Raw genomic sequence first — 26,205 nt, 5'->3', positions numbered from 1 at the left:
TCTCCGTGGCCGCACCGCGGCCTTTGAGACGCGGTGCGGATCTATTTGGGTTAGGTGAGTTTCACCAACATCTTGCCAGTGTTGGCGCCTGTGAACAGGCCAATAAAGGCTTCTGGTGCCTTGTCGATACCTTGCATCACAGTTTGCTCGAACTTCATCTTTGCGGCGGGAATCCACTTGGCCATGTCGGCAAAGAAGGCTGGCTGCATGTCGGCATGCGTCGACACGATGAAACCCTGCAACTTGAGCTGCTTGCCGACAGCCTGGATCATATTGTGCGGGCCAACAGGCGTGCCGGTGTCGTTGTATTGCGCGATGGCCCCGCACAGTGCCATGCGTGCCAGTGGGCGGGCGACTTCAATGGCCGCCGTCAGGTGGTCGCCGCCGACATTATCGAAGTACACATCGATGCCTTTGGGCGAAGCTTCTCTTAATGCCTTGACCAGACCTTCGAAACCGCCGGCCTTTTTGTAGTCGATCACATGATCGGCGCCGATTGATTTCACGAACGCACACTTGTCGGGCCCACCGGCAGAACCGATAACCGTGCAGCCCTTGTTCTTGGCAATCTGGACAACCGTCGAACCGACGGCTCCAGCCGCTCCCGACACGAAAACAATATCGCCCTCTTTAAGTTCTGCTATGCGAAGGAGGCCCGCATAGGCGGTCAGTCCGGGCATGCCTGCAACGCCAAGGAAGGCGCTTTCCGGCAGTCCGACATCCGGCAGTTTTTGAACCATGGCTGCTTCGGGCTTCGCCACCCAGGCTGTGCGCCAGCCAAGCATGGACGAAACAAGGTCTCCGACCTTGTAGTCTGGATGAGCTGACGCGGTCACGCGGCCGACAGCGCCGCCTTGCATCGTTTCGCCGATCTGGAATGGCGGCACGTAGCTCTCACGGTCATACATCCGACCGCGCATGTAGGGATCGACGGACATCCACTCGTTCTGGACCTGGATCTCGCCATCTTTTGGTTCAGCAATCTCGACGGTTTCCTTCGCAAAGTTTGCTGGTGTTGGCATGCCTTCCGGCCGGGAAGCGAGTGCCCATTCGGTTGAATTGAGTTTGGCCATTGTGTTTTTCCTCCTGTTGTTCGTTGGCGCTTAAGTGGACTGTGACTCTGCGCATGTGAAGGGGTCCGAGCGAATATCTTGCCGAGACCGGGTCAGCTCGCGGCAACCTATGCTGTCTGCAACCCTTGCAGCAGCGGGCGATGCGGTGTCATGTCCGCTCAATTGAGGGCCTGATTCATGACCAAATTGAAAGTCGGCGTTGCGGGCGCCGGTGTGTTCGGTAACTACCACGCGCAAAAGGCGGCCGCTTCTGCGCGAACCGAGTTCATGGGCGTATACGATATCGACCAGGACCGGGCAGAGCGCGTTGCCAGCACGTTTGGCGCACCTGGCATGTCGGATTATCGCGCGTTTCTCGGCCTGTGTGATGCGATCGTGATCGCCGTTCCCGCGACCTTTCATGAGCCGCTTGCCCGCGAAGCGGTCGAAGCGCACTGCCACGTCCTCGTGGAAAAGCCCTTGGCGCTATCAGGCAAGGCGGCACGCAGTCTCGCGGACGAAGCCGCCGCCCGTGGCCGGATTCTCCAGGTCGGCCATCAGGAGCGCTTCGTGGCCCGCGCAATGGGCGTCCTGTCCATTGATGAGACACCCCTTCTCATCGAGTCCGTTCGTGCCGGACCGCCGGCACCGGAGAACCGGGCAGGCGATGTATCGGTCATATGGGACCTGATGATCCACGATCTCGACCTGGCGGCGATGATGCTTGGCACCGAATTCACCGGCGTGATGGCCAGCGGTTCGCGCGTACATTCGCGTCATCTCGATGAGGCCACCGCTCAGTTCACCTATGCAAGCGGCGGCGTCGCTCGCCTGCGTGCCAGCCGGGCGTCGGACGTGCGCGAGCGCACCATGCGCGTTGTCTATCCGTCCGGTGAAATTGCGATCGACTTCCTCACACGCAAGCTGGAGAATTCCACGCCGCATGACGTTCGCGTCGATATTGCAGCTGACCTGCCTGACCCGTTGGGCGCGGCGGACGAGGGTTTCTATGCCGCGTGCCTCGGCCTTGCGCGCAGTCCGGTGCCTGCGCACGGCGCGGTGGCGGCAGTAGCCATGGCTGAAGCGGCCGAAGCGGATGCGCTCGCCAAGATCGACGCCTGACCTAATCGCGATTCGATTGTTTGGGATCGTGTTTGGGCGCGGGCGCGAGGCGCATGACTTCGGTCTGAAAGCGCTCGTCGTCTCCCGCGGCAAGAAAGGGCAGGGCACCAGAAATCGCCTTCTGGAGCGGCTCGAACCAATCCTGGTCAGTTTTGGAAAAGTCCGAGAGTACGTAAGGCATGACGTGCGACTTGTCGCCAGGATGCCCGACGCCAATGCGCACGCGCCGGACATTCTCGCCCAGATGCGCGATCATTGACCGGATGCCATTATTGCCTGAGTGCCCACCGCCCTGTTTCATGCGAACGCGGCCAGGGGCCAGATCGATTTCGTCGTGGAACACGACCACATCCTCGGCATCCAGTTTGTAGAACGTTGTGGCCTTGGACAGCGCTCGGCCTGATTCATTGTAGAAAGTCTCGGGTTTCACCAGCAGCGTCTTGATACGCCCGGCGGACGTTTCGATCGTGCCTTCGGAAATCTGGCTTTCGAATTTGGAGCGCCATGGCTGGAAACCGAACTCGGCGTGAATGCGGTCCAGAATCATGAACCCGGCATTGTGACGGTTGCCCGCATACTTTGCGCCTGGGTTGCCTTGCCCTGCGAGGATCAGCATGGGGCGTTCTCCCTCGTGCGACCGGGCGGGGATTGGCCGCGTGCCTGGCCTGAAAAGGCCAAGCACGCTGAGCCAGACCGAACGGATCAGTCTTTGCCGCCTTGTTCTTTTTCGCCGGCTTCTTCTTCGCCGGAATCTTCGTCTGCCGCTTCATCATCGGTATCTTTTACCGCGACGCGGCCAGCAATCGTCACGATCGTAAAGTCACGATCCATGATGGTCGGTTCAGCATCTGATGGCAGTTTGATGTCCGAAATCTTGACATTTTCGCCAACTTCAAGGGCCGACACGTCGGCTTCGAGGAATTCTGGAATACGACCAGCTGGGACGAGAAGTTCGACCGTGTGGCGGACGACGTTGAGTGTGCCGCCTTTCTTGAGGCCTGGCGAAACGTCTTCACCTATGAAGTGAACAGGCACTTCAACTTTGATCTTCTGGTCAGCTTTGACACGGAACAGATCGACGTGGAGCGGCCGGTCCGTGATCGGGTGCATCTGGATCGCCTGCGGGATCACGAGTTGCTTGTCGCCCTTGTGGACCAGTGTCGCTGTTGAGGACAGGAAGTGTCCGGTCTCAATGGCCTTCATCACTTCCGCAAGGCGCAGGTTGATTGCGACCGGGTCCTCACCGCCGCCATACAGGACGCCGGGAACGAAACCATTGTTGCGGGCTTCACGCGCGCCACCGGTACCGATGCGCTCACGCAGTTCGAGATTGAATGAAATTTGTTTCTTGGACATTTGTTTTCCTTTCGCCCTGAAGTCCGCCGCCGGACATCCGGACGGTGACAGCCTGACACGCACGGCCTTGCGCCGTCGTTTCCAGTCGGCGCCTATAGGCGATCAGGCCAGCGGTGGCAAGCGGTCCGGGGCAGGCTGGCTCGCCTGTCGCGCGAGTTCGGTGTCCCTCGGTGATGAACCCGTCATTCGCGGGGATGGTGGGTGCCAAAAAGACCGTTGCGGGGTGAAACTCTTTTAACCCGCGCCTTCTCAATCAAGTCTGCAGTCTGTTAGGATCGCTGAAGTGCACAATACAGGACATCCGTGATGAGCGACGCCAGCAAGACCTATCCCGTTCCCGCCGACTTTGCTGCCAAAGCAAACCTCACACCGGAGAAATATCGGGAGATGTACGCCGCCTCGATCGCCGATCCCGACGGGTTCTGGGGTGAACAGGGCAAGCGGCTCGACTGGATGACGCCCTACACGGTCGTTAAGGATGTCTCCTGGGAGACCGGTGACCTGCATGTGAAATGGTATTCGGATGGGGTTCTCAACGTCTCGGCCAATTGTATCGACCGGCATCTGGCCACCCGCGGCGACAAGGCCGCCTTCATCTGGGAAGGCGATGACCCGGCCGACACGTACACCGTCACCTACAAACAGCTCCACATAGCCGTCAGCAAGTTCGCCAACGTCCTGAAAGAACTCGGCGTCAAGAAGGGTGACCGCGTCACCATCTACATGCCGATGATCCTGGAGGCGACCTATGCCATGCTGGCCTGCGCGCGTATCGGGGCCGTGCACTCCGTCGTCTTCGGCGGTTTCTCGCCGGAAGCACTCGCGGGTCGGATCGTTGATTGTGAGTCAGAGGTTCTGATCACCGCCGACGAAGGTCTCCGGGGTGGTCGCAAGGTGCCGCTCAAGGTCAATGCTGACGCGGCAGCCACCATTGCCAAGGGCATGGTCAAGAAAATGCTCGTCGTGCGCCGCACCGGCGCTGACGTGACGATGACCGAAGGCCGCGACCACTGGCTGCACGAGATTGGCGCCAGCGTCTCTGCCGATTGCCCGCCCGAACCGATGAGCGCCGAAGACCCGCTTTTTATCCTCTATACGTCCGGTTCGACCGGCCAGCCCAAGGGCGTGCTGCACACGACCGGCGGTTATCTCGTCTGGGCGTCCATGACCCATGAATACGTGTTCGACCTCAAGGAAGACGATGTGTTCTGGTGCTCGGCCGATGTCGGCTGGGTCACGGGGCACACTTATATCGTCTACGGTCCGCTCGCGAATGGCGCGACCAGCGTCCTCTTTGAAGGCGTGCCCACCTATCCTGATGCGAGCCGGTTCTGGCAGGCCTGCGATAAGCACCAGGTCACCATCTTCTACACTGCCCCCACCGCCATCCGCGCCCTGATGCGCGAGGGCGAAGGCCCGGTAAATGCGACATCACGCAAATCGATCCGCTTGCTCGGCACCGTCGGCGAGCCGATCAACCCGGAAGCGTGGGAATGGTATTTCCATGTCGTCGGTGAAGCCCGCTGCCCGATCGTAGATACCTGGTGGCAGACCGAGACGGGCGGCACGATGATCGTTCCGCTGCCCGGTGCGACCGACATGAAGCCCGGCGCCGGCAGCCACCCCTTCTTCGGGATCAATCCAGTGCTCGTCGATGCTGAAGGCAATCAGCTTGAGGGCGCCGCTGATGGCAACCTGCTGATCACTGACAGCTGGCCCGGCCAGATGCGCACCGTCTATGGCGACCATCAGCGCTTCATCGACACCTATTTCACCGCCTATCCCGGCACCTACTTCACCGGAGACGGCTGCCGCCGGGATGAAGATGGTTTCTATTGGATCACCGGCCGGGTGGACGATGTCATCAACGTGTCAGGACACCGCATGGGCACGGCAGAAGTCGAAAGCGCGCTGGTCAGCCATGATGCCGTGGCTGAAGCGGCTGTCGTGGGCTATCCGCACGACATTAAGGGGCAGGGTATCTATGCCTATGTCACCGTTTGCGCTGGCGTGGAGGTCAACGACGACCTGCGAAAGAACCTCGTCCAGCACGTTCGCAACGAGATTGGCCCGATCGCCTCGCCGGACCTGATCCAGTTTGCGCCCGGTCTGCCCAAGACACGCTCCGGCAAGATCATGCGCCGTATCCTTCGCAAGATCGCCCAGAACGAATTCTCGAACCTCGGCGACACGTCAACGCTGGCTGATCCTGAAGTCGTGACCGATCTGATCGAACACCGGCAGAATCGCTAGATCGCTGGCAGGTCCACGACGAACCGGGCACCGCCTTCTTCGCGGTTCTCCGCAAGGACGCTGCCGCGATGCGTGGCGATGATCTGCTTCACGATCGACAGGCCCAGTCCTGAATTATTGCCAAAGGCGGTGCCCTTGGGGCGGTCGGTGTAGAAGCGATTGAAGATTTCTTCCAGCTTGTCAGCTGGAATGCCGGGACCGGAATCTTCCACGCGCAGCCGCGCGATCGTCTGCGGCCCGCTATTGGTCTGTTCCAGCGTGACATGCACGGCGCCGCCAGGCGGCGAGAAGGAACGGGCATTGTCGATCAGGTTGCGGATCACCTGGCCAAGCGGCCCCTCCCGCGCCCGTACAAGCAAGCGGGCACCCATGGTCGCGTCGTCAAACACCACCGAAACGACCTCGGGACCATCGTTCATCGCCTCATAGGTGCGCACCACATCGCGGGCGAACCGTGCAATGTCGATCTGTTCGCTCGGCACGCGGGTCATTTCCGCCTCGATACGTGAGGCATTTGAAATGTCGGTGATCAGGCGATCGAGCCGTTTCACGTCCGACGCAATCACCTCGCGCAAACGTTCGCTGGCGACGGGATCGTCCTGCACACGCTCAGCTGTCTCGATGGCAGACCGGATCGACGTCAGCGGGTTCTTCAACTCGTGCGCAACATCGGCCGCAAACTGTTCGTTGGCTTCGATCCGCTCCAGCAGGGCTTCGGTCATGCCCTGCATCGATGACGCCAGATTGCCGATCTCGTCCTTGCGCCGTGTCAGCGCCGGGATGTCGATACGGTCGGATGCGCCCGAACGAATGCGGTCGGCAGCCAGCGACAGACGCCGCATGGGGCGCGCAATGCCAAGGGTCAGGAAGAATGACGTGATGAACGCCACCAATACCGCCACACCAATGAAGGGAACGAGCGCGGCGCGTTCAGACCGGATGATCTCGTCGATGTCGCTGGCCTCGAGTGTTAACACGCCCACCACGGCTGACACGCGCTGGATGGGCATGGAGACGGAGATGATCCGCTGGCCCCGGTCGGAAAAGCGCTGGCTCGCCGCTATGTCGCCCAGGGCGGCGCTGTCGAATTCTTCTTCGAAGCTTTGTGTGCGTACGGCTTCGGAACTGCGGCGGGGCATGATCGGTCCGAACACGCGTGCCGCCCACTCGGACATCGCAGCGCCCATCCGGGCAATGCGGCTCGGTTCCTTCAGCGGGGGCAGGGCATCGATATCGACCCGCTCTGACAGATAGAAACTGTCGCCTATCAAATCGCCTTCCGGAGAATAAATGCGTGCGCGAACGCGCTCCGGCAGGTTCAGTCTGACGATCGTTTGCCGGGCGGCATCGACATCCAGGCTGGGTTCGGGCGTGGTCGCGTCTTCGCCCAGCAGGCTCGTGAAAATCTGCGCTTGAGCAACAAGGTCCTGCTTCTTGGAAACAACGAACCCGGCGCGCATCTCGTTCAGCACCATCGCGCCGATGATGAGAACCGCGAGCCCGGCGAGGTTCGACGCAAATATCAGCCGGGCGATGCGCGAACCCAGGAACATGGATCCGCGCCTTGAACCTGGCAGCCTGATGCGTTTGGACTCGCCCATCCCGTTCACCCTGTTTCCGGGCTGCGGCGAATCTTAGGCGTCTGCCGCAACGCGCATGCTTACAATCTTGTCAGGATTGCGCGGCGGCTCACCTTTCGCAAGCTGATCGATCACATCCATGCCTTCTGTGACCTTGCCCCAGACGGTGTATTGGCGGTTCAGGAAGCTCGCATCGTCGAGGCAGATGAAGAACTGGCTGTTGGCGGAATTGGGGGCCGAAGTGCGTGCCATTGAACACGTGCCGCGCACATGCGGCTCTGCGTTGAATTCGGCTTTGATGTCCGGTTTGCTCGATCCGCCGGTGCCGTTGCCTTTTGGGCAGCCAACCTGCGCCATGAAGCCGGGGATCACGCGGTGGAAGACGATGCCGTCATAAAACTCTTCCCGGGCGAGTTCCTTGATGCGTTCAACATGGCCCGGCGCGAGGTCGGGGCGCAGCTCGATCTTCACGGGGCCTTTGGAGGTTTCAAGAAGTAGCGTGTTTTCAAGGTCGCTCATGGAAAATTCCTTTTATGTGTCTCGGATTTATGACTGGCTATTGAATGAAGACGATGGCGGCAAGCCCAACAGCCGTGTTATTGTCTGTGTATCATATCAGGACGTACCCGCTCATGATTGCAAATTCACTTTCAATCCTGCTCTCCGGGGTTCTCGCATTGGCTGGCCTGGTTCATCTGGCATGGGCCTTTGGCAGCACATTTCCCTATGCCAATCAGCAGGCTCTGGCGCGGGCGGTTGTCGGGCGCCGGGGAATTACGCACATGCCGTCCATGGCCGCGTCCGCCTTTGTCGCATTCTGCCTGTTGGCCGCTTCTGTCTGGGCGCTTTTGCTGGGACGGGTCATCGTCGTTCCGGTGTCTGACTGGCTGGTGGCAACCGGCGGCCTCGCGCTGGCGGGCGTCTTCCTGTTCCGGGGCATCATTGGCGTCATGCCCACGTTCGAGCATGCGCTGCCGGAACAACCCTTTCTCCGTCTCAATCGTCGCTTCTATTCACCGCTGTGCGTCCTGATCGGTCTTGCCTTTCTCGGCCTGACCCTTGCGATGCCGAACTGGGCATGGCGGATCAGCCTGCTCGGATTGTAGGGGCACGCCAGTCGGCCTTGCCGATACGATCATTGAGCGACACGCCATCCAGTCCCGGTGCGGCCATCATGTCGGCAAATGCCCAATGGTTCAGGTCCGTGCGGATCATGATGTCTGCGCTGCGATAGGCACCAGCTACACCGCCACCCAGGACAACACCGGTCGCCTTCACGATGTCTGACCGGTCGAGCTGCCGCGGGCTCGCATCCACATGGACGATGAGCGCGGCATTTTCGGGCCGGCGGCTCGCGCGAGAAAATACGCTTCCCGGGCGCATTACCGGGTCGACGCCTGCCAGCAGGCCAATCGTGCCATTCAGTTGGTGTGCGACGCGCAGGGCTGCATCACTGCCCCAACTGTGCCCGACCAATGCGATGTCGTCTCCGCGAGACAGCGCCGCCATGCAGTGAGATGTGGCGCCATCGACATCATAGTGCGCGAACCACGCCGCCGTCCGGCCGTGCGAGTTGCCACCCTCGAGCAGGAGACGTTGCCGCGCCTTCACAAAGCTGGTGACAATGCGCGACTGGCCGTCTGCAGCGCCACCGATATAAATTTCGGCGACACTGCAGCCCGATGGCTCCGGCCTATTCGGTATAACGATACCCGACGCCATAGAGGGTTTCGATCGCATCGAACTCATCCGTCACTTCACGGAACTTCTTGCGAAGGCGTTTGATGTGGCTGTCGATGGTGCGGTCGTCGACATAGATCTGGTCGTCATAGGCCGCGTCCATCAGCTGGTCACGGCTCTTGACGTAACCGGGCCGCGACGCGAGTGCCTGCAGGATCAGGAACTCGGTTACCGTCAGACGAACGGGGTGGCCGTCCCATGTGCAGGCATGGCGGTTTGGATCGAGTGTAAGCTTGCCGCGAACGATCGGCTTGTGGTCGCCTTCTTCAGGCCCGGCGACCCCGCCGCGTGCACGCCGCAACACGGCTTTTACGCGTTCGGCCAGCAGGCGGTTGGAACAGGGTTTGCGCACAAAATCATCCGCGCCGATATTGAAGCCAATCACTTCGTCGATCTCTTCGTCTTTCGACGTCAGGAAGATCACCGGCAGTTCACTGGTCTGGCGCAGGCGCCGCAGCAATTCCATGCCGTCCATCTTGGGCATCTTCACGTCGAGGATGGCAATGTCGGGAGGCGTTTCCGTCAACGCGGGCAGAGCGGATTCGCCGTCATGATAGGTGCGGACATTATAGCCCTCAGCCTCAAAGAACATTTTCAGCGAGGCGACGATGTTCTCGTCGTCATCCACCAGTGCCAGAGTTGTCATCGCTCGATCCTTCTCAACCAGACTGTACCCCATCACGGGGTCTGGCCGTTTTGCATTATGGTGTTCAACCACGGTTCGCGACATGACAAAAGCCCTCCTTCGGTGCTGTCCCAATGAAAACAGCAGACTAGGGCAAGCAAACGCTCACATTACGGCCTTTTAAGGAAACAAGATGGCAGGCCGCCATGTTTGTGAACGCGAGATCAGTGCGCCTCCGCCCAATTTCTGGCTGCGCGAGCGTCCACCACCAGCGGCACGGACAGGTTCAGCGCCGGCAGTGCCGCGCCTTGCATCGTGTCCTGCGCCAGCTTGAGCAGCGTTTCAGCTTCGGCCTTAGGGCATTCGAAGATCAGTTCATCGTGCACCTGCAGCAGCATGCGCGCTTTGAGGCCGGCCTTGGCCAGCGCGTCCGGCATGCGGATCATCGCGCGCTTGATAATATCGGCGGCCGAGCCCTGGATCGGCGCGTTAATGGCCTGGCGTTCGGCAAAGGCCTTGGCGGGCCCTTTTGACTTGATCGCTTCGAGGTGGATCTTTCGCCCGAAGGCCGTTTGCACGTATCCGGTCTCTTTTGCGAAGGCCTTCGTCTCGTCCATATAGGCGCGGATGCCGGGGAAGCGCTTGAAATAGGTCTTGATATATTCGGCGGCCTCGCCCTGCGGGATGCCGAGCTGACGCGCCAGACCAAAGCCCGAAATGCCATAGATGATGCCGAAATTGATTGCCTTGGCCTGACGGCGCACCATCGGGTCCATGCCCTCGATCGGCACACCGAACATTTCGCTCGCCGTCATCGCATGGATGTCGAGGCCCTTGTGGAACGCGTCTTTCAGGGCTGGAATGTCGGCCATGTGCGCGAGGATACGCAGCTCGATCTGGCTATAGTCGGCGCTGACGAGGACATTGCCCTCATCGGCAATGAAGGCTGCGCGAATCTTGCGCCCCTCTTGCGTCCGCACCGGAATGTTCTGCAGGTTCGGGTCGGAGGATGAAAGTCGTCCCGTCTGTGCCACCGCCATGGCAAAGCTCGTATGAACGCGGCCCGTCTTGGGGTTGATCGCGGCCTGCAGCGCTTCGGTATAGGTCGAGCGCAGCTTCGACAGGGTGCGCCAATCGACAATCGTGCGGGGCAGGCCATGCCCCTCGGCGGCGAGGCCTTCCAGCACGTCGGCATCGGTGACCCATGCGCCGGTCTTGGTCTTCTTGCCGCCTTCCAGTCCCATCTCGTCGAACAGGATTTCGCCCAGCTGTTTCGGGCTGCCAATGTTGAATGCGCGCCCCGCCTGTTCTTCGGCTTCGGCCTCCAGCGCGGCGCAGCGCTGCGAGAAATCGGCCGACAGGCGCGAGAGCTGGTCCCGGTCGACCTTGATGCCTTCGCGCTCCATCTGCGCCAGCACCGGCACGAGCGGCCGTTCCAGCGTCTCGTAAACGGTGGTGACTTTTTCGATGTGCAGCTTCGGCTTGAACGTCTGCCACAGGCGCAGCGTCACATCGGCATCCTCGGCGGCATATTCAGTCGCCTTGTCGAGCGCGACGCGATCAAAACTGACCTGCTGCTTACCGATACCGGCCACTTCCTTGAACGAGATCGGCTTGTGGTTCAGGTAACGCTCTGACAGCGTGTCCATGCCGTGGCTGTGCTTGCCGGCGTTCAGCACATAGGACAACAGCATCGTGTCATCGATGGGTGAAACGTGGATGCCCTGTGACGCGAAGACGCTGTCATCATACTTGATATTCTGGCCGATCTTCAAGACAGACGGATCTTCCAGCATCGGCTTCAGCGCGCGCATGGCATCCTTCATCCGGATCTGGCGCGGCGGATCGGCGCCGAACATGTCACCGTCGCCCGCGCCGTTCGGGTCGACATGCGCCAGCGGAATGTAGCACGCCTCGCCCGGAGATAGCGCCAGCGACACGCCGACGAGGTTTGCCGCAACGGAATCAAGACTGTCGGTCTCGGTGTCGACCGCGACATAACCCTGTGCCACGGCCCGCGCGACCCAGTCTTCCAACCGTTCAAAATCGCGAACGCACTCGTATTTCGTCCGGTCGATCGGGTCCTCGGCAGGCGGTGCGGTTTCGATCGCGCCTTCCATTTCCATCATTTCGCGCACGCGCCGCGTGATGGTACGGAACTCCATCTCTTCAAGGAAGGCGATCAGGGTGTCCGGGTCGGGGTCGGCCACGGCCAGGCCGTCCAGTTCCAGCGTAACCGGCACGTCATCCTTAAGCGTCACCAGCTGTTTCGACAGGCGTACCTGCGCGGCGTTGTCGATCAGCGATTCCCGGCGCTTCGGCTGCTTGATCTCGCCCGCCCGCGCCAGCAGTGTTTCAACATCGCCATACTCATTGATAAGGAGTGCGGCCGTCTTCATGCCAATGCCCGGCGCGCCCGGCACATTGTCGACGCTGTCCCCGGCCAGCGACTGCACATCGACAACACGCTCCGGCCCCACGCCGAACTTCTCGAACACCGCCTCCACGCCCATCGTCTTGTTCTTCATCGTGTCCAGCATCACGACACGGTCGGAGACGAGTTGCATCAGGTCCTTGTCCGACGACACGATGGTCACCCGCGCGCCCTTGGCCTCGGCCTGCCGTGCATAGGTCGCGATCAGGTCGTCGGCCTCAAACCCTTCCAGCTCCAGCGCATGGGCGGCAAACGCGATGGCCGCGCGGCGCACCAGCGGGAATTGCGGCACCAGCTCTTCCGGCGTCTCTGACCGGTTGGCTTTGTACTTGTCGTACATCTCATTGCGAAACGTGTGCGATGAGGCATCGAAGATGCACGCAAAGTGCGTCGGCCGGTCAGGGCCCTTTAACTCTTCTAGCAGTTTGAACAGCATGTTGCAGAAGCCAGCCACCGCTCCGATGGGCAGGCCATCGGACGCCCGCGTTAGCGGCGGCAGCGCGTGGAACGCCCGGAATATATAGGCGCTCGCATCGACGAGATAGAGGTGGCTGTCCTTGGTGACGGGGGCAGTGGCCATGAGCGGAGAATCCTTTGCTGGCGGCTGGTTTAGCCGCTTGGGGCAGGCCCGTCACCCGCCCCGTTTCGTCAATCGGACCGGATGTTCCGTCTTGGCCCAACTCGTAGTATTATAAGCATCTGAAATACAAACCCGGGAGGGAGTTGGTATGTCAGAAGAAATGGAACCTGCACGCGCCGGAACACCATGGCATCTATGGGTGATGGGCGTCCTCAGCCTGCTCTAGAACAGCTTTGGCTGTTTCGGCTTCACGATGACGGCCACACGCAACGAAAGCTATTTGAGCTCATATCCGACCGAAATGCTAGACTACTGGATTGCGATGCCAATCTGGGTTTGGGCATTATGGGCTATCGGCGTGTTCGGCGGACTCGCTGGCAGCATTGCGCTGCTCCTGCGCCGCAAACTGGCTTTTCAGCTCCTCGGCGCTTCGTTCCTCGCGGCCGCCATCAGCATGACGTTCGGCTTCCTCGACAAGAACGCGCCGGGCATGGAAGGCGCCGGAGTGATGAGCAGTGTCATCCTCCTGATTGGGTTCCTGTTGGCGGCCTATGCCTGGTAGCTTTCCCAGCGGGACGTCTTGCGCTGAGCCTGATTCATCGTAGCCTCCCTGAAAATGGGAGAAGACGATGACAGAGATGAACAAGACCTGGGTGCTGCGCCACCGCCCCGTGGGCGACGTCAAGGAAACCGACCTTGAACTCGTCGAGGCGCCGCTTGCACCGCTTCAGGACGGCGAGGTGCGTGCGCGCACCATCTACCTCTCGCTGGACCCGACCAACCGGATCTGGATGAGCGACAAGGATGCCTACCTGCCGCCGGTCGCCTTGGGCGAACCCATGCGCGGCGGCGGCCTCAGCCTTGTCACCGAAAGCCGCTTTGACGCGCTTGAGCCTGGCGACATCGTCAACACCGGTCTCGCCCACTGGTCGCTTTACAACACGCTACCGGGCGCCACGCTCGCCAAGATGCCCCAGCTTCCGGGCGTACCGCTCACCGCCTTCATGGGGCCGATCGGGGCAACCGGCATGACTGCCTATTTCGGTCTTATGGACATCGCCAAGCCCAAGGCTGGCGAAACCGTCGTCGTCTCCGCTGCGGCGGGTGCGGTCGGGTCCATGGTTGGCCAAATCGCCAAAATCCAGGGCTGCCGTGTCGTTGGCATCGCTGGCTCGGATGAGAAGTGCAAATGGCTGGTTGAGACCGCCGGTTTCGACGCGGCCATCAATTACAAGAAGGAAGATGTCGGTGCGGCACTCGACAAGCATTGCCCGAACGGCATCGACATCAATTTCGAGAATGTGGGCGGCGAGATCATGGACACGGTCATCGCCCGCCTGAACGATTTTTCGCGCATGCCGCTTTGCGGTCTGATCTCGACCTATAATGCGACCGAGCCGGTACCGGGACCATTCAATTTCGACAACCTGCTCATGCGGCGCACGCTCGTGAAGGGCTTCATTGTCATCGACTATTATCCGCGTTTTGCTGAAGGCATCCAGCAGATGGGCCAGTGGCTGATGGAGGGGAAATTGAAATTCGAAACAGATGTGGTTGAAGGCCTCGAGAATGCCCCGGCCAGTCTGTCGCGCCTTTTCGAGGGCAAGAACCTCGGTAAACTCGTCGTCAAGGTCAGCGACGAGCCGAACTGAGTCTGTCGCCGGATCCTGTTGCAGTCGCAGCAGGACCTGACGTTTTTGTCATGACAAAAACGACACGAAAAACCATGCACTAACAGCGACGGGAAAGCATTAGATGCGCGTTGAACCCATGTGATGTCGGCAGGGCCTTCCCGCCCGGTCGGCGTCACATTCTATCTCGCGTCCCCGCTGTTGGTATCTCCAAACCCTCCCCCTGGCCCGCAGCGGTGCCCCCCACTCTCCCTTCCCCCTTGGGGGTGGGGGGCTGCGCGCGGAGAGCAATTCAAAGGACCAGTGGGGCGATCCAGTAGCCGATGGCTGTAATCACACCGATGCCGATCAGGTTGATCGCCAGTCCTTTGCGCATCATCGTCTGGATCGGAACCTGCCCTGTCGAATAGACGATGGCATTCGGCGCGGTTGCAACCGGCAGCATGAACGCGCACGAGGCGGCGACAGCCGCTGGCCCCAGCAGGCTTTCCGGCGCCATGCCGACAGCCACCGCCAGTGCGCCAAGGATGGGTGCCAGCGTCGTCATCGTGGCCACATTGCTTGTCAGCTCTGTCAGGAAGATCACCAGCGCCACGACGACCGCGATAAACAGGATCGGCGGAAACGACGACATCACCGACAAATGCCCCCCCAGCCATTCCGACAGGCCGGTGCGGGAGACGGCGTTGCCCAGCGCGATGCCGCCGCCGAACAGTACCAACACACCCCAGGGCAGGCGTTCAGCCTCTTCCCAGCTGAGCAGTGCACGTTGCTCTCCGCCGCCGGCTGGCACGATGAACATCATCATGCCCCCTGCGATGGCGATCATCATATCCACTTCGGCGCCATTGAATCCTTTCGGGACAGTCCAGCCGGCCGCAGCGATCAGGTCCACCGTCCACAGGCGCGACACCCAGAGCAGGGCGACAAGACCAAAAACCAGTGCCGCCCGGAATTCCGGCTGCGTCATTCGCCCGAGCGTGCGGAGCTGTTCATGCACCCGCTGGACGACGGCATGACCGCCTTCAAGTTGCGGCAAGCCACGCGTCACAGCCCACCAGGCGACGGGTATCATCACGGCTGCCGCCGGAATGCCGAACGCCATCCATTGAGGAAAACCGATACTCGCGCCCATCTCGACCTGCAGCCAGTTGATCGCGATCAGGTTGGTTGGCGTGCCGATCGGCGTCGCGACTCCGCCGATGGAGGCCGAATAACAGATGCCCAGCAACAGTGCCGCCGAGAATTTGCCGCTCTTGTCGCCAAGCGCGTGCGCCGCCGACAATGCAATTGGCATCATCATCAGCGTCGTGGCCGAATTGGAAATCCACATCGACAGCATGGCGGTTGCCAGCATGAATCCAAAGATCAGCGCCTTTGGCGCCGCCCCAACGCGCGCAATCACGTTCAGGGCGATCCGTTTGTGCAGGTCCCATCGCTCGATCCCCATGGCGATGATGAAACCGCCGAGCAGTAGCAGCACGATATAGTGCGCATAGTCTGCGCCGACCTGTCTGGGCGTACCCGCTTCGATCAGCGGCAATACGACAAGTGGCAACAATGATGTTGCTGGAATCGGTATCGCCTCGGTCGCCCACCAGGTTGCCATCAGCACCATGAGCGCTGCCGTGCCCCACGCAGCAGGGTTCAGGCCGTCCGGTGGTCCGAACAACAGCATGAGCCCGGCCACAACCGGCCCCAAAATCAATCCTATTGTCTGCGCCCCCATGCTCCCCGTCAGCTCCCCGCCATGGCCTTGAAGCCTGCCTCTAGGTCGGCAATGAGATCGCTTGTGGCCTCCAGGCCCACATGGACGCGCAGCAGCGGACCGGCCCGCGCATCGGTCCAGCTTCCCTTCATGCGCGTCAGCTGTTCATCGCAAGGAATGATCAGGCTCTCAAACCCACCCCAGGAGAATCCCATCGCGAACAGGTGCATCGCGTCGAGGAATCGTTCCATGCCCCCTTCGGGCAACGGATTCAGGACGACGCCGATCAGCCCATTCGATCCGCTGAAATCACGTTGCCACAGGGCATGATCCGGAGACGATGGCAGGGCAGGGTGCAGCACCTCGGAAACTTCCGGGCGCCCGTCCAGCCAGTGCGCAATCTCGAGGCCCGCGGCCTCGTGCGCCTTCAGCCGCGTCTTGAGCGTGCGCAAGCCACGCAAGCACAAATAGGCGTCATCGGGCGCGAGGCTGATGCCCCAGTCTTCCGAAAGAGCCTCCAGCCGTCCCGCCATGCCGGGCGTGCTTGTCATTACGGCGCCGCCAAATGCATCGGAATGACCCGCCGCATATTTCGTCAGTGCCTGCACCGACAGGTCTACCCCCAGCGCCAGCGGCTGGTGGTGAAGGCCTGCGCCCCAGGTATTGTCCATGATGGTGCGAATGCCGCGCGCCTTGGCGATCTCGGTGATCGCGGGCGTATCACTGATCTCGAATGTCAGTGAACCGGGCGACTCCAGGAATATGGCTTTCGTATTGTCTTGTATCAGGTCGGCGATCCCGGCGCCGATGCGCGGATCAAAGCGCGTCGCCTTCACGCCCATGGCAGGCAGCCGCCGCTCGCAGAACCTCGCCGTCGGTCCGTAGGCGCTATCCGGGAAGAGGAGATGGTCCCCGTTCCGCACGCATGCTGCAATGGCCAACGTACAGGCCTGCAAGCCGTTGGCTGCGAGGCGGGTATAGGTCGCGCCTTCCAGCGCGTTCATCGCTGCTTCCAGTTCACGGTGAACCGTCAGACCCATCCTGCCATAGGTCGGCTTCGGCCCGTAAAGGCTTTCTTCGGTCGAAAACAGAACCGTCGACGCGCGCTCCACAGGCGGGTTAACGGTCGCCCGTCCCAATCGCTCCATCCGCGTGTGAATCAGGCGCGTTTCCGGTTGTTTCATTATGCGTCCGTCGCAATCGGGCGCGCCGGATCAGAGGCCCATTCCGTCCACGACCCATCGTAGACGGCAACGTCCCAGTTTCCGAGCCGCGCCAGTGCCAGCGCAGCGATGGCAGCGGTGACGCCTGACCCGCACGTCGTGACCGTTGGTGCCTTCGGGTTTTTGAACAGCGAGGATAGCTTGTTCGCCGTGAGCATATGGCCGTCTTGCGTCACCAGCGCGCTGCCCGGCAGGTTGACGCTGCCGGGAATGTGGCCGGAGGCGAGGCCCACGCGCGGCTCTGGGTCGCGACCGAAGAAGCGGCCATCAGGGCGGGAGTCCACAATCGTGGTGCGCGCCGAACCAACCAGTTTTTCCAGGCCCGCTGCGTCCATCACGAGATCGGCACGCACGCGCGGCGTGAAGTGGCGTTCGCTGACCATTGGCGGCAGGTCTTCAAGCGCGCCGCCGGCTTCGACCCATGCGTTGAGGCCACCGTCCAGCACATGCACATCCGTATGACCCATCACGCGCAGCATCCACCAGGCACGCGCAGAGGCGAAGAAACGATTCTGGTCATAGACCACGATACGGTTGCCGTCGCCGACGCCGAGCTTGCGAACGCGCGCCGAGAATTTCACTGAGTCCGGTAGCATGTGTGGAAGCGGCGAGGATGTATCCGCGATGTCGTCGATATCGAAATGGGTGGCCCCGGGGATATGTCCGCGTGCCCAGGCCTGGTGCCCGGTTTCCGGCGGGTTCGTGAAGTCCGCGAAATAGGTCGCGTCCAGCACACGCACGTCGGGTGCATCAAAATTCTTGATCAGCCAATCGGCATTGACGAGGGGGTCTCCCGATTCCATCGGTTTATGTCTCCATCCATGGCGGCACCGGCAGGTCCTTCGATCTCAGGAATTCCGGATTGTACATTTTCGATTGGTAACGATTGCCATAGTCGCACAGCATCGTCACGATCGTATGTCCCGGGCCAAGGTCGCGCGCCATCTTGACCGCGCCTGCCACATTTATCCCGGCTGAGCCGCCGAGGCAAAGGCCTTCCTTTTGAACCAGCGCGAACAGCACGTTCAATGCTTCGGTATCGCTACAGCGATAAGCGCGGTCCACTTCAATGCCTTCAAGATTGGCCGTGATGCGGCCCTGTCCGATCCCCTCGGTGATCGACGTGCCTTCGGACTTCAATTCGCCGCTCGTGAAATATTGGTACATCGCCGCGCCGCCGGGATCAGCGAGGCCGATCTGCACTGACTTGCGTTTCTCTTTAAGTGCCATCGATACGCCGCCGAGTGTACCGCCGGACCCAACCGCGCAAATGAATGCGTCGAGCTTGCCGTCGGTCTGGTTCCAGATTTCCTGGCCCGTCGTGTCGTAATGGGCCTTGCGGTTTGAGACATTGTCGAACTGGTTGGCCCAGATCGCGCCATTCGGTTCCGATTTCGCAAGGTCCTCGGCGAGGCGTCCTGAAAACTTGATGTAATTGTTCGGATTGGCATAAGGCACGGCGTCGACCTCGATGAGTTCTGCGCCGAGCAGCCGGATCGCGTCCTTCTTTTCCTGGCTCTGCGTGCGCGGCATGACGATCACGACGCGATAGCCGAGCGCTGCGCCAACAAGCGCCAGCCCGATCCCCGTATTGCCGGCCGTGCCTTCGACAATTGTGCCGCCGGGCTTCAATTGGCCCGCCGCCTCGGCGTCCCGCACGATCCCCAGTGCGGGGCGATCCTTGACCGATTGGCCAGGGTTCAGGAATTCGCATTTTCCGAGGATTTCGCATCCGGTTTCGTCTGATACCGCGTTGAGGCGGAGAAGGGGCGTGTTACCAATCAGGTCAACAACGGAGCGGTAAGTGGTCATGCGGTCGGTCCGGTTCAGTTGGGGAGGTCCTATCAGGCCAAGCTAGGGTGCAGCGCGGCAATGCACAACTGCGTCTATGGCGCATTGTAAGGTGATCCACTTGGTTCTCGGCGCCGTAGACTGGCTAATCGAACACGCTAACCGGACAGGGACCCGCCCTTGCAGAACCAAGATTCATACGCATCCTTCATGATGGACCATGCTGCCGGTAACCATGCCGACGCCATGACGCTTGCAGGCGACCTGCACATATTGCTCAGCCCCGAAGGGTCTGAAACGGCCAGGCTCTGGTCGATTGTCGGCGGTGCACTGCTCGAAAGGGACCAGAGACCGGTTGGGCGTCCCAATACGCCGTCGAAACGCCGCTTGGGACCCCGCAGGAATACCGCTACGGCCAGAGAGTTGCTGGCCTTGTCAGATGGCGCGCCATTGCCATGGAAACGCGGTCTGTCAGGGGTGTCCTATGCAAACACGGCCACGCGCGGCGCCAAGTTCATGAAACTCGAGCCCGGACAGTCCGCGTCGACCCATGGTCATGGCGCACTCGAGGCGACCGTTGTGCTTCAGGGGACGTTCAGCGATGGGCATGGCGTCTATTCCCGCGGTGACCTCGTGCTGGGTGAGACGGGCATGCGGCACAAACCTGCCGCTGTGGGCGACGAGCCGTGCATCTGTTTCGTTGCTGAAACAAGCAACCCGATCTGGAGCCTGTTTCGATGATCCGTCGCACCCTCGCCGCCCTCTCCTTGGTCCTTCTCGCGACCCCCGCGATGGCCGACAATAGCCCCAACCTCACCCTTGCCACCCCCACACCAACCCCGGCATGGAGCCCTAAAGACGGCGATGAAATCCGCTTCCAGGTGCTGCGCGAGGGCAAGCCCTTCGGCACACATACGGTGTCGTTCGACATCGCGCCCGATGGTACATTGAAGGCAACAACCGACGTCCGTCTGAAGGCTGGCGTGGGCCCGATTACGCTGTTTCGATATGCCTTGGATGCCACCGAAACGTGGAAAGACGGCCAGCTGGTCGCCCTGAAAGGCGCAGTGGACGACAATGGCGATGACGGCTCGGTGAGCGCCATGCGCGTCGGTAACGCGCTTGATGTCACCGGAACGGAATATACAGGCCGGGCCCCGGTCGGCATCCTCCCATCCAGCCACTGGAATGTGGCGCAGACTCAGGCGAGCCAGCTGCTCTCTTCGGAGGATGGCGAACTGATCGAGGTCAATGTCGTGGACAAGGGGCCCGATAGGGTAAAAGTCGGCGACACATCGGTAGAGGCGAACCGCTACCTGATGGATTCCGAAATCGACTTTAATCTTTGGTATGACGCGCAGGGTCGATGGGTGAAACTCGCCTTCGAGGCGCGTGGCCAACTAATTGAGTATGTCCTGACCAAGCCCTTCTGAGCCACAGCCAGCCTATTCGGGTTCTGCAGGCGCTGGCTCGACCGTCTTTTTCTTTTTGAACAGGTCGCCCAGCGCATCCCTGGCGGCTTGCTCCGCCGCGCTCTCAAGCGTGACGGGCGCTTTCGCCTCCGGCTGCGCAGTCTCAGGCGCCGCGCCGTCGGGGGTGTCTGGGGCAGGCTCAGGGGTTGGTGCGCGGGTGGCAGGTAAGCCGAGCACATTTCCAAGAATCGCACCGGCCTCGCCGCCGATCCTGTCGGATAGCTGGTCCTTCAGCTTGTTGCCCAGTTCGGCCTTCAAAGCCGACTGGATACCGGACGTATCCGGCGACACTTTTAGCTTGTTCCATGACCCTGAGATGCGCACCGGAACCGGTATGCCGTTCAACTGAACGACGCTGCCCGTCCCTTGACCCGCCTTGTCGATACTGGTTGCGAGGCGCAGGTCCAGCGCTTGCCCACCGAGATTTATCTGGCCGGATCCGTCGATGCCCATCACCGGGTTGATCAGTTTCATCAGGTCGACATTGGCGACCCCATCATTGATCGTGAGAACGGTATCGAAGCTTGAAAAGTCAGTCGACGCAGAGGGCGATAGCGCTGAGGAAAAGTCGAGGTTCTTGAGACTACCGGTCGTCAGGGCTTGCTGCAGGGACTGCGCGCTGCGCACGAGTTGAGACACGTTCAGTCCCTTCAGGGCACCGTCTTTCAGGTTGGTCGTCACCTTGCCATCCAGCGCGTTCATGATGTCGTTGATCGAGTTGCCTGTAGCGGCGCCTGTCACCTGGAAGCCGCCAGTACCGCTGAGCTTGTCAAATCCCGCGAGCGTGCCGAGCAGGCTCGACATGCCGACCCCACTGCCATTCATCGTGAAGTCCACGGCGGGCGTGGTGCCTTTCGCATTGACGCCCAGCTTGCCGCTCCAGTCGCCACCGAACGCTTTGAACTTCGACAGGTCGGCCGTGAGAACGCCTTGATCGAGTTTGGTGGCGAGGGCCGCGTCAGTCAGTTTCACATTTCCGAAAGTCAGTGCGCTCGTGGTGATTTGCACATCGGCATCCACGGCTTTGAGGCCCGCAAGATCCAGCGGTTCCTTGCTCCAGCCCACGCCAGCCTGTTTCGGTTTCGCCGCCTGGTCGGCTTCTCCAAGGAACGGCGACAGGTCCAGCGGTCCCATGTCCAGATTGCCGGTGATCTTCGGGCGATCGCCGGTGAGATCGATCCCTGCCATGCCCTTGCCCGTGATGTCGTCGAGTACGATCGTGAGATTGGTCAGGGACAATTTCTTGAAGCTGCCCGCGATCGCACTCTTCACATTGGATGTCTTGAGTGTGTCGCCTGGCGCCATCTCGACGTCTGCCGCCTTAAGCAGGGCGCGCAACTCATTGCTTGATGCCGCGACTTTGCCATTAATACGGCCATCGCCTGCAAGACCGACCGCGCCTGTATAGGTGGCGTTCAACAGAGCGCCCGAATGCTTCACGTACAGATTGTTCAGATTGAGCGCATCGGCCGGTCCCTTGATCGCTCCCTTCAGTTCCACCCGCTCCAGGGCGTTACGGGCAGGTAGGTCGAGCCCCAGCTGTGCGGCAAGATCACCGGCCCGTGGCAACACGGCCGAGATGGAGCCATCAAGTGTGGGCTTTTCGCCGAGCGTGAGGGCGCCCGTATAGCTCGCGTCAATCTGGCTGCCCTTGATCGACAGGGTTTCAAATCGGATCGCGGGTTCGGTCAGCGCACCCGACAGGCTGGCTTTGGCGGAAACCCCGCCCAGAGGCGCAAGGTTGAGCGGCATCTCCACACCCGAAAATGTTGCCAGATCAGCAATGCTCGGCGCTGATAGGGCGAGATTGCCTGTGACGGTGGGAGAATCGGCGAGCACGATCTGGCCCGTGAAATCCGTCTTGGCCATGTCCGAAGACTGGGTGAAGCTGACCACATCGATGTTCAGCGCCGAGAAGGGGCCGGACACGTTGCCCTTTGTATCGATCTTTCCAAGACGCGAGAGGTCCATTGGAAGATCGACACCCGCGAAGGCTGCGAACTTTGCCAGCGCATCTGAACTCGCTGAGAACGCGCCGGACAGGGCAGGCGCGTCGCCGAGTGTGACGCTGCCGTCATACCCTGCTTTGCCGAGCGTAGAGTCCAATGCGAAGGTTACGGCGGCCTGTGTGCCTGTCGTCAGGGCGTCCGGCGAATCAAGCCGCAGGTCCACGTCAAACTGCTCGCCCTGGAACAGGCCAGACGCTTTGGCCTTGAGCGGCTTGTCGAGTGCCTGGAGCGAGGCCTGAAGGTCTAGTTCCTTTACGTCATAGGCTGAGCCGGCCACGTCATCGCGATAGGTGAGATTCGCGTTCTTCAGACGCGCCGATTCGATTCCTGCATCGAATCCACCGCTGGAACCGTCAGAACCGGATTCGTCGCTGGCTTGCGTCCCGAACTCCCAGTTGGCTGTTCCGTTGGCCATGCGGTGAAGGTCCATATTGGCATCGACGAAGGAGATTTCCTGGACATCGACCCGGCGCGACAGGAGCGGCAGCCATTTGACCGACCCGCGCAATTCTCCCGCTTCGATCATGTTCGGCCGGTCGAATCCGGCGGGATTGGCGACGGTAACTCCGGCAATGCTCGCTGAAATTCTTGGAAACACCGAGATTTTTACGTCGCCGGTCAGTTTTACGTCCCGTTGCAGCGCATCTGTCGCAGCCTTCTCGATCTGGGCCTTGTAGACTTCGCGTGGCACCAGAAAGGGCACGACCATCGCAGTGACGACCAGAAAGCCGACGATACCCGCGACAATGAGCAAAATTCGTTTCATGGGAGGGGCCTGTTTCCTGTGTAGCTGTCGATTATATGTACATTGTGTCTGATGAATGTCGCCTGAAATGCATATAATCGAACCTGGCCTGACGTTCCTTGCTTGACCGCCATAGCCCCCTTGATTAGAGAGGCGGCTCGCTGCTTAGCGGCAGCAGGAAATACGCGGGTGTAGCTCAGTCGGTTAGAGTGCCGGCCTGTCACGCCGGAGGTCGCGGGTTCAAGTCCCGTCACTCGCGCCATTTTCCTGTATTCTTGACAGAATTTCGTCGATCGGGCCGGGTTTTACCCCGGCCCGATCGCGATTCAGGGTCGGCAATTCAGTTGGCGGCCATCGATCAGAGAGACAATCCACCATCAACGATCAGGGTTTGACCGCAGACATAAGATGCCAGCGGGCTCGCGAGGAAGATCGCGGCACCTGCCATGTCTGCCGGAAGTCCCATACGTCCCGCCGGTATGGCCCGCAACGCACCCTCAAGGCGTTTGGGATTGCCCGTCGTGACCTTTGTCAGCTTCGTATCCACTAATCCGGGCGCAAGGCCGTTCACGCGAATCCCTTCCGGCGCCCAGGCCTGTCCGAGCGTTTTGGTCAGGCTGACGGCGCCCGCTTTCGACGCCGCATAGGCGGGGTTGCCCACATTTGCAGAAAAGCCCGATATGGAACTGACGATAATTACGGATCCGCCGACTTTCGCCAGCATGGGCTTCAGCCGCCGCGCACAATGCATAAGACTATCCAGGTTGACGGCCATGACGCGGTCCCAGCCTTCGCGTTCGAACTCGCCGCGCTTGTAAACGACTGTGCCCTGGCAAAGCACGAGCGAGTCGAGTGTGTCGAAATCGACATGCGCCGCTTCGATGGCGTCGGGATCACCAACATCGACCTGTTGATAGGCCAGGCCGTCAAGGTCGCTGCCGTCGGTGGGGTCATAGTCGCTGGCGTTCGCGCGTGTACCCCAGACAAGCACCTCCGCATCGCGCGCGCGGAATGCCTGGGCAATGCCGTTACCAATGCCGCTGGATCCCCCGACCACCAGCACACGTTTGCCAGTGAAGTCTGTATCGCTTTGTCCCATCCCGTTTTCTCCCGATTTTGCTTTTTTTTATGTCTGCGTTGACGCGATCAGTTCGAACGAGCGCAGACGAGATGCGTGATCGTACACATCCGACACAATGATGAGTTCATCTGCACCAGTCTCTTCCGTAAGCGCAGCGATACCCTCGCGCACAGAATCCGGAGACCCGACGATCGAGCGCGCGAGCATGTTTTGCGCCTGAGCCTTTTCGGATGCGGTCCAGTATTCGTCGATATCGTCGATGGGCGGCTGGCTGAGCGAGCGAGTGCCACGCAACAGGTTGGCAAATGACATTTTCTGGGTGGTTGCGAGCCGATTTGCCTCGGCGTCACTGTCCGCAGAAATAATGTTCACGCCGACCATCGCATAGGGTTCCTGCAACTGCTCGGACGGTTTGAAACGGGTGCGATAAATCTTCAGCGCAGACATCAGGTGCGCCGGCGCAAAATGCGAGGCAAAGGCGTAGGGCAGGCCCAGTTCAGCCGCGAGCATCGCGCCGAAATGGCTCGACCCGAGAATCCAGAGCGGCACGTTCGTTCCGGCAGCGGGAACGGCCTGCACGCGCTGGCCAGGCTGTAAGGGCCCGAGGAAAGCCTGCAGCTCCATGACATCCTGCGGAAATCGCTCTGACGCCTCGGCCGTGGTTCTCAGCGCGCGAATGGTGATCTGGTCGGTGCCGGGCGCGCGGCCCAGCCCGAGGTCAATCCTCCCGGGGAACAGGCGTTCGAGCGTACCAAACTGTTCCGCAATCACGATCGGGGCATGGTTGGGCAGCATGATGCCGCCAGCACCGACGCGGATCTTCTTCGATCCCGCCGCAATGTGCGCGATTACCAGCGATGTGGCTGCGCTGGCGATACCCGCCATGTTGTGATGCTCTGCGACCCAGATACGATTATAGTCCCAGGTCTCCGCGTGCGCCGCCAGGTCCCGCGCATTGTCCATGGCTGTGCGCGCACCCGTACCCTGGGTGACACGAACAAGATCGAGAATGGAAAGCTTGGTCATGATGGACTCCTGGTGGCGGCGGCGCGATCCATCACGCTGCAATCAATCCACTTGGGCATCGTTTGATCCGAAGTCAAAACCGACCGCCAATTGACGTAGCGGAATACAGTTTCGTTGACGCTGGGCGAACTGGCCCGCGAGGCCAATTGGCGTTGATATGCGTTTTCGAACCCCGTACCAGATGGACGGCGTGCCCCGCGGGCGACCACCCTTAGACATGAAACGGAGCCCAATATGCCCGGCACAAACGTCCTTTCCGACATTCGCATCGCAGACATGACGACGGTGATTTTTGGCCCCTATTGCACGCAAACACTGGCCGATATGGGCGCTGAAGTCGTGAAGGTGGAGCCAGTGGCTGGAGACGATTTCCGGAACGTTGGCAAGCCCGTGAACACACGCAGCATGGGCCCGTGTCACCTCACGATCAATCGTGGCAAGCGCTCGGTCGTCTGGGACCTGAAGTCGGACGCGGGCAGGGCCGCGATCACAAAACTGATCCAGCAGAGCGATGTGTTCATTCACAATGTTCGCGAAGATGCCGTCGCACGCATTGGCCTGACCTATGACGAGGTCAAGGCGATCAAGCCTGACATTGTCTATGTCCACTGCACCGGGTTCGGATCGGAGGGCCCGTATGCGGGCCGGCCAGCTTACGACGACCTTATCCAGGGCTTGTCAGGTACGGCGAGCCTCCTGCCGCGGGTCGATGGCAACCCGGCACCGCGATTCCTGCCAATGGCGATCGCTGACAAAGTGTCCGGGCTGCACGCCGTC

Annotated in this window: 23 protein-coding genes and 1 tRNA gene; 9 read left to right on the top strand and 15 right to left on the bottom strand. The window is 60.8% G+C overall.

Annotation, left to right across the window (positions count from 1 at the left end; translation table 11 throughout):
* Positions 1 to 50 precede the first annotated feature (50 nt).
* Entirely contained in the window at positions 51 to 1,073 is a 1,023-nt protein-coding gene (locus ACESNB_RS09115) for an NADP-dependent oxidoreductase (RefSeq protein WP_373006495.1), read from the bottom strand.
* 177 nt (positions 1,074 to 1,250) lie between these two features.
* Between ACESNB_RS09115 and ACESNB_RS09110 the strand changes: the two genes are divergently transcribed.
* Positions 1,251 to 2,174 (top strand): Gfo/Idh/MocA family protein, encoded by a 924-nt coding sequence (locus tag ACESNB_RS09110; RefSeq protein WP_373006493.1) that lies wholly within the window; start codon positions 1,251 to 1,253, stop codon positions 2,172 to 2,174.
* A gap of 1 nt (position 2,175) precedes the next feature.
* Here the strand turns inward: ACESNB_RS09110 and pth are convergent, their stop codons facing one another.
* Both pth and ACESNB_RS09100 read right to left on the bottom strand, forming a co-directional pair.
* Complete coding sequence (gene pth / locus ACESNB_RS09105) at positions 2,176 to 2,790, bottom strand: aminoacyl-tRNA hydrolase (RefSeq protein WP_373006491.1); 615 nt, start codon at positions 2,788 to 2,790, stop codon at positions 2,176 to 2,178.
* Positions 2,791 to 2,876: 86 nt separating this feature from the next.
* The gene (locus ACESNB_RS09100) at positions 2,877 to 3,530 is read right to left on the bottom strand and encodes a 50S ribosomal protein L25/general stress protein Ctc (protein WP_373006489.1); all 654 of its coding nucleotides are present in this window, start codon (positions 3,528 to 3,530) and stop codon (positions 2,877 to 2,879) included.
* Positions 3,531 to 3,836: 306 nt separating this feature from the next.
* On the opposite strand from ACESNB_RS09100, the gene acs reads away from it, so the two are divergent.
* Positions 3,837 to 5,783: an acetate--CoA ligase gene (gene acs, locus ACESNB_RS09095; RefSeq protein ID WP_373006487.1), complete on the top strand. Its 1,947-nt coding sequence runs from the start codon at positions 3,837 to 3,839 to the stop codon at positions 5,781 to 5,783.
* Here acs and ACESNB_RS09090 read toward each other — a convergent pair.
* Together ACESNB_RS09090 and ACESNB_RS09085 are read right to left on the bottom strand one after the other, a co-directional pair.
* Complete coding sequence (locus ACESNB_RS09090; RefSeq protein WP_373006485.1) at positions 5,780 to 7,336, bottom strand: stimulus-sensing domain-containing protein; 1,557 nt, start codon at positions 7,334 to 7,336, stop codon at positions 5,780 to 5,782. The two genes, acs and ACESNB_RS09090, sit on opposite strands and share 4 nt — an antisense overlap.
* Before the next feature lie 81 nt (positions 7,337 to 7,417).
* The gene (locus tag ACESNB_RS09085; RefSeq protein WP_373006483.1) at positions 7,418 to 7,882 is read right to left on the bottom strand and encodes a peptidylprolyl isomerase; all 465 of its coding nucleotides are present in this window, start codon (positions 7,880 to 7,882) and stop codon (positions 7,418 to 7,420) included.
* A 113-nt stretch (positions 7,883 to 7,995) separates the two neighbouring features.
* Here ACESNB_RS09085 and ACESNB_RS09080 point away from each other — a divergent pair, with 113 nt between their 5' ends.
* Entirely contained in the window at positions 7,996 to 8,469 is a 474-nt protein-coding gene (locus ACESNB_RS09080; RefSeq protein WP_373006481.1) for a DUF3995 domain-containing protein, read from the top strand.
* On the opposite strand, the gene ACESNB_RS09075 is transcribed toward ACESNB_RS09080, so the two are convergent.
* The 3 genes from ACESNB_RS09075 to polA form a co-directional block, all read right to left on the bottom strand.
* Entirely contained in the window at positions 8,450 to 9,085 is a 636-nt protein-coding gene (locus ACESNB_RS09075) for a hypothetical protein (RefSeq protein WP_373006479.1), read from the bottom strand. The two genes, ACESNB_RS09080 and ACESNB_RS09075, sit on opposite strands and share 20 nt — an antisense overlap.
* Positions 9,057 to 9,749 (bottom strand): response regulator transcription factor, encoded by a 693-nt coding sequence (locus ACESNB_RS09070; protein WP_034738323.1) that lies wholly within the window; start codon positions 9,747 to 9,749, stop codon positions 9,057 to 9,059. The genes ACESNB_RS09075 and ACESNB_RS09070 overlap by 29 nt, the downstream gene beginning before the upstream one ends.
* A gap of 203 nt (positions 9,750 to 9,952) precedes the next feature.
* On the bottom strand, positions 9,953 to 12,742 hold the full coding sequence (polA, locus tag ACESNB_RS09065; protein ID WP_373006477.1) for a DNA polymerase I: 2,790 nt from the start codon (positions 12,740 to 12,742) through the stop codon (positions 9,953 to 9,955).
* A 253-nt stretch (positions 12,743 to 12,995) separates the two neighbouring features.
* On the opposite strand from polA, the gene ACESNB_RS09060 reads away from it, so the two are divergent.
* Both ACESNB_RS09060 and ACESNB_RS09055 read left to right on the top strand, forming a co-directional pair.
* Positions 12,996 to 13,304, top strand: a complete 309-nt coding sequence (locus tag ACESNB_RS09060; RefSeq protein ID WP_373006475.1) for a hypothetical protein — start codon at positions 12,996 to 12,998, stop codon at positions 13,302 to 13,304.
* A 76-nt stretch (positions 13,305 to 13,380) separates the two neighbouring features.
* Positions 13,381 to 14,394: an NADP-dependent oxidoreductase gene (locus ACESNB_RS09055; protein WP_373006529.1), complete on the top strand. Its 1,014-nt coding sequence runs from the start codon at positions 13,381 to 13,383 to the stop codon at positions 14,392 to 14,394.
* A gap of 271 nt (positions 14,395 to 14,665) precedes the next feature.
* Here the strand turns inward: ACESNB_RS09055 and ACESNB_RS09050 are convergent, their stop codons facing one another.
* Genes ACESNB_RS09050 through ACESNB_RS09035 form a run of 4 tightly spaced genes read right to left on the bottom strand, consistent with a single transcriptional unit; the run spans position 14,666 to position 19,116 of the window.
* Complete coding sequence (locus tag ACESNB_RS09050; protein ID WP_373006473.1) at positions 14,666 to 16,102, bottom strand: DASS family sodium-coupled anion symporter; 1,437 nt, start codon at positions 16,100 to 16,102, stop codon at positions 14,666 to 14,668.
* 8 nt (positions 16,103 to 16,110) lie between these two features.
* Positions 16,111 to 17,265, bottom strand: coding sequence for a cystathionine beta-lyase (metC, locus tag ACESNB_RS09045; RefSeq protein WP_373006471.1), 1,155 nt, complete (start codon positions 17,263 to 17,265; stop codon positions 16,111 to 16,113).
* Positions 17,265 to 18,107, bottom strand: a complete 843-nt coding sequence (locus ACESNB_RS09040) for a sulfurtransferase (RefSeq protein WP_373006469.1) — start codon at positions 18,105 to 18,107, stop codon at positions 17,265 to 17,267. The genes metC and ACESNB_RS09040 overlap by 1 nt, the downstream gene beginning before the upstream one ends.
* 4 nt (positions 18,108 to 18,111) lie before the next feature.
* The gene (locus tag ACESNB_RS09035) at positions 18,112 to 19,116 is read right to left on the bottom strand and encodes a cysteine synthase A (protein WP_373006467.1); all 1,005 of its coding nucleotides are present in this window, start codon (positions 19,114 to 19,116) and stop codon (positions 18,112 to 18,114) included.
* 159 nt (positions 19,117 to 19,275) lie between these two features.
* On the opposite strand from ACESNB_RS09035, the gene ACESNB_RS09030 reads away from it, so the two are divergent.
* Both ACESNB_RS09030 and ACESNB_RS09025 read left to right on the top strand, forming a co-directional pair.
* Positions 19,276 to 19,836, top strand: coding sequence for a cupin domain-containing protein (locus ACESNB_RS09030; protein WP_373006465.1), 561 nt, complete (start codon positions 19,276 to 19,278; stop codon positions 19,834 to 19,836).
* The gene (locus tag ACESNB_RS09025) at positions 19,833 to 20,528 is read left to right on the top strand and encodes a DUF6134 family protein (protein WP_373006463.1); all 696 of its coding nucleotides are present in this window, start codon (positions 19,833 to 19,835) and stop codon (positions 20,526 to 20,528) included. Before ACESNB_RS09030 ends, ACESNB_RS09025 begins: the two co-directional genes overlap by 4 nt.
* Positions 20,529 to 20,540: 12 nt before the next feature.
* On the opposite strand, the gene ACESNB_RS09020 is transcribed toward ACESNB_RS09025, so the two are convergent.
* The gene (locus tag ACESNB_RS09020; RefSeq protein WP_373006461.1) at positions 20,541 to 23,342 is read right to left on the bottom strand and encodes an AsmA family protein; all 2,802 of its coding nucleotides are present in this window, start codon (positions 23,340 to 23,342) and stop codon (positions 20,541 to 20,543) included.
* A 164-nt stretch (positions 23,343 to 23,506) separates the two neighbouring features.
* Here ACESNB_RS09020 and ACESNB_RS09015 point away from each other — a divergent pair.
* Positions 23,507 to 23,583 (top strand) — tRNA-Asp (locus ACESNB_RS09015).
* A 96-nt stretch (positions 23,584 to 23,679) separates the two neighbouring features.
* On the opposite strand, the gene ACESNB_RS09010 is transcribed toward ACESNB_RS09015, so the two are convergent.
* Positions 23,680 to 24,420 (bottom strand): SDR family NAD(P)-dependent oxidoreductase, encoded by a 741-nt coding sequence (locus ACESNB_RS09010; RefSeq protein WP_373006459.1) that lies wholly within the window; start codon positions 24,418 to 24,420, stop codon positions 23,680 to 23,682.
* 27 nt (positions 24,421 to 24,447) lie between these two features.
* Positions 24,448 to 25,428 carry an LLM class flavin-dependent oxidoreductase gene (locus ACESNB_RS09005; protein WP_373006457.1) on the bottom strand — a complete coding sequence of 327 codons (981 nt, stop codon included), beginning with the start codon at positions 25,426 to 25,428 and terminating at the stop codon, positions 24,448 to 24,450.
* A 234-nt stretch (positions 25,429 to 25,662) separates the two neighbouring features.
* On the opposite strand from ACESNB_RS09005, the gene ACESNB_RS09000 reads away from it, so the two are divergent.
* Positions 25,663 to 26,205: CoA transferase (locus ACESNB_RS09000; RefSeq protein ID WP_373006455.1), on the top strand; the 543-nt coding region annotated here is incomplete at its 3' end.

The organism is Hyphomonas sp., assembly GCF_041689225.1.
Classification (GTDB): Bacteria; Pseudomonadota; Alphaproteobacteria; order Caulobacterales; family Hyphomonadaceae; genus Hyphomonas.
Note: the sequence above shows the minus strand (reverse complement) of the source record. Positions and strands in the feature narration are given on the sequence as shown.

What these genes read in the sequence shown, in the direction of transcription:
- ACESNB_RS09020 (WP_373006461.1), bottom strand. Translation starts at nt 23,342, where the DNA reads ATGAAACGAATTTTGCTCATTGTCGCGGGTATCGTCGGCTTTCTGGTC.
- ACESNB_RS09100 (WP_373006489.1), bottom strand. Translation starts at nt 3,530, where the DNA reads ATGTCCAAGAAACAAATTTCATTCAATCTCGAACTGCGTGAGCGCATC.
- ACESNB_RS09005 (WP_373006457.1), bottom strand. Translation starts at nt 25,428, where the DNA reads ATGACCAAGCTTTCCATTCTCGATCTTGTTCGTGTCACCCAGGGTACG.
- acs (WP_373006487.1), top strand. Translation starts at nt 3,837, where the DNA reads ATGAGCGACGCCAGCAAGACCTATCCCGTTCCCGCCGACTTTGCTGCC.
- metC (WP_373006471.1), bottom strand. Translation starts at nt 17,265, where the DNA reads ATGAAACAACCGGAAACGCGCCTGATTCACACGCGGATGGAGCGATTG.
- ACESNB_RS09075 (WP_373006479.1), bottom strand. Translation starts at nt 9,085, where the DNA reads ATGGCGTCGGGTATCGTTATACCGAATAGGCCGGAGCCATCGGGCTGC.
- ACESNB_RS09035 (WP_373006467.1), bottom strand. Translation starts at nt 19,116, where the DNA reads ATGACCACTTACCGCTCCGTTGTTGACCTGATTGGTAACACGCCCCTT.
- ACESNB_RS09010 (WP_373006459.1), bottom strand. Translation starts at nt 24,420, where the DNA reads ATGGGACAAAGCGATACAGACTTCACTGGCAAACGTGTGCTGGTGGTC.
- pth (WP_373006491.1), bottom strand. Translation starts at nt 2,790, where the DNA reads ATGCTGATCCTCGCAGGGCAAGGCAACCCAGGCGCAAAGTATGCGGGC.
- ACESNB_RS09110 (WP_373006493.1), top strand. Translation starts at nt 1,251, where the DNA reads ATGACCAAATTGAAAGTCGGCGTTGCGGGCGCCGGTGTGTTCGGTAAC.
- ACESNB_RS09080 (WP_373006481.1), top strand. Translation starts at nt 7,996, where the DNA reads ATGATTGCAAATTCACTTTCAATCCTGCTCTCCGGGGTTCTCGCATTG.
- ACESNB_RS09060 (WP_373006475.1), top strand. Translation starts at nt 12,996, where the DNA reads ATGACGGCCACACGCAACGAAAGCTATTTGAGCTCATATCCGACCGAA.
- ACESNB_RS09090 (WP_373006485.1), bottom strand. Translation starts at nt 7,336, where the DNA reads ATGTTCCTGGGTTCGCGCATCGCCCGGCTGATATTTGCGTCGAACCTC.
- ACESNB_RS09115 (WP_373006495.1), bottom strand. Translation starts at nt 1,073, where the DNA reads ATGGCCAAACTCAATTCAACCGAATGGGCACTCGCTTCCCGGCCGGAA.
- polA (WP_373006477.1), bottom strand. Translation starts at nt 12,742, where the DNA reads ATGGCCACTGCCCCCGTCACCAAGGACAGCCACCTCTATCTCGTCGAT.
- ACESNB_RS09025 (WP_373006463.1), top strand. Translation starts at nt 19,833, where the DNA reads ATGATCCGTCGCACCCTCGCCGCCCTCTCCTTGGTCCTTCTCGCGACC.
- ACESNB_RS09070 (WP_034738323.1), bottom strand. Translation starts at nt 9,749, where the DNA reads ATGACAACTCTGGCACTGGTGGATGACGACGAGAACATCGTCGCCTCG.
- ACESNB_RS09055 (WP_373006529.1), top strand. Translation starts at nt 13,381, where the DNA reads ATGAACAAGACCTGGGTGCTGCGCCACCGCCCCGTGGGCGACGTCAAG.
- ACESNB_RS09040 (WP_373006469.1), bottom strand. Translation starts at nt 18,107, where the DNA reads ATGGAATCGGGAGACCCCCTCGTCAATGCCGATTGGCTGATCAAGAAT.
- ACESNB_RS09050 (WP_373006473.1), bottom strand. Translation starts at nt 16,102, where the DNA reads ATGGGGGCGCAGACAATAGGATTGATTTTGGGGCCGGTTGTGGCCGGG.
- ACESNB_RS09085 (WP_373006483.1), bottom strand. Translation starts at nt 7,882, where the DNA reads ATGAGCGACCTTGAAAACACGCTACTTCTTGAAACCTCCAAAGGCCCC.